This window comes from Pseudomonas sp. (assembly GCF_050739655.1).
Classification (GTDB): Bacteria; Pseudomonadota; Gammaproteobacteria; order Pseudomonadales; family Pseudomonadaceae; genus Aquipseudomonas.
Genome location: NZ_JBOIBY010000648.1, coordinates 1 through 1,746, shown reverse-complemented (window position 1 = coordinate 1,746; position 1,746 = coordinate 1). Strand labels below are relative to the sequence as shown.

The following is a 1,746-nucleotide window of genomic DNA, read 5'->3' as shown; positions in this document are numbered from 1 at the left end:
CTTCAGGACGCCGCGTTCATTCAGAATTTCCGCGTTATCGTTAACGTTTTTCGCGAGCAATCGAGCGTCGACCGGCTGCTCCTACAGTTGACCTTCATCGCTTAACTGACTGGCATTAGGGCAAGCCCGCTCCCACAGGTGCTGTGCATGAAGTCAGGGATTCAGGCGGCAACCTTCTCGCTCGCCGACCCACACGGCGCTATTGCTGCGGCCCATGCCGCTGACCGTGATGCGCTTACCGGCAGCGTCATCGTCAAAACCACTGGTGGGAAGCCACTGCTTCACGTATCCGCGGCAATACTCAGCGTCGTTGTTCATCACGTAACGGCACGAGCAATACTCCTTGGCCGTGTAGGCGCTGATGATGTCGGGAAACGCCCACAGTGCAACCCGCTCGTGCCAGATCCAGCCGAGCAAGGCCAACAGCAGGATCAGCATCAGCGAACGGATTGGATGGCGACGCAGGAAACCAGTCATGGCTGCACCTTTGCGGCAAAGGCCATGCGCGCGAGTTTCAGCAGTTGGTTGTGCCGGTAGCTGCCGTCGCGGTCATCGCCATAACGCACGATCACCAGGTTTTCGCTGGGGATCACGTACATGGCCTGCCCCCAATGGCCGAGTGCGGCGAAGGTATCGGCAGGCGCATCGGGCCAGGGTTGGGCCGTTCCGTCTACTGCACGATTGAGCCACCAATGGCCGCCCGGCACCGCGTCATCCTGATGGGCCTGGTAATGCGCGAATGGCTCACGGTTGAACGCGACCCAGTCCTTGGGCAGCAGCTGTTTATCTCCCCAGCGACCGTCCCGCGCCATCAGCAAACCGACCCGCGCCAGATCCCGAGCGGTGAGGTAGGCATAAGAGGACGCGACAAATGTGCCAGTGGCATCGGTTTCCCAAGCGGCATGGCGAATGCCCAGCGGCTCGAACAATGCGGTCCATGGATAGTCGGCATAACGCTGAGGGCCGACGATGGTTTTCAACGCGGCGGACAACAGATTGCTGTCGCCGCTGGAATAGCGGAATGACTGGCCCGGCGCGGCGTAACTCTCGTGACCGGCGGTGAACGCGGCCATGTCTACGTGGCCCCGGGTGTACAGCATGGCAACAACCGAAGACTTCAGCGGTGCGTATTCGTAGTCTTCCTGCCAGTCGATGCCCGAAGCCCAATGCAGCAGGTCGGCCATGCGGATGGCCGGGTGTTTTTTCAACGGTGGATAAAACTGTTGCACCGGGTCCTGGAGTTTGAACAAGCCTTCGCCATAAGCCACCCCAAGCACCGTGGCCATCAGACTCTTGCTGATGGACCAGGTCAGGTGCGGCGTCTGGGCCGTGGTCGGACCTGCGTAACGTTCGTAGATCAATTGGCCGCCGCGGATCACGAGCAAGGCGTCAGTGCGAACGCCTTGGCGGATGGTGTCGTTGCGGGGTGGGAAGGCGTAATTTTCCAAGGCCTGAAGCGCCGGGCCGGTGATGGTCGGGCCGGTTTGCCATTGCTCGGCGGGCCAGTTTTCGGCATGGGCGGTGAGGCTGAGCAGCAGCAAAAAAATCAGGGACAAGCCTTTGGGCATGGTGGGGGCTCGGCAGACAGGTCTGCACAGGCTAGTCGAAATAAATGACAGTCCTGTAGGAGCTGCCGCAGGCTGCGATAGTTTGATTTTGTTTTTAGAATAACAATAACAAAACATCGCATCCAGCGCCAGCACCTAAAGGACGGTGATTTATTACGCCTAGCCGGTGCAGACCTGT

Annotated in this window: 2 protein-coding genes; both read right to left on the bottom strand. The window is 59.6% G+C overall.

Annotated features, from left to right (window positions below):
• Window positions 1-153: 153 nt before the first annotated feature.
• Window positions 154-477: an amidase gene (locus tag ACRESJ_RS31030; RefSeq protein ID WP_431761310.1), complete on the bottom strand. Its 324-nt coding sequence runs from the start codon at window positions 475-477 to the stop codon at window positions 154-156.
• A complete protein-coding gene (locus tag ACRESJ_RS31025; RefSeq protein WP_431761309.1) occupies window positions 474-1,568 on the bottom strand; it encodes a serine hydrolase domain-containing protein in 1,095 nt (364 codons plus the stop codon). Before ACRESJ_RS31025 ends, ACRESJ_RS31030 begins: the two co-directional genes overlap by 4 nt.
• Between the last annotated feature and the right edge of the window lie 178 nt (window positions 1,569-1,746).

What these genes read in the sequence shown, in the direction of transcription:
- ACRESJ_RS31025 (WP_431761309.1), bottom strand. Translation starts at nt 1,568, where the DNA reads ATGCCCAAAGGCTTGTCCCTGATTTTTTTGCTGCTGCTCAGCCTCACC.
- ACRESJ_RS31030 (WP_431761310.1), bottom strand. Translation starts at nt 477, where the DNA reads ATGACTGGTTTCCTGCGTCGCCATCCAATCCGTTCGCTGATGCTGATC.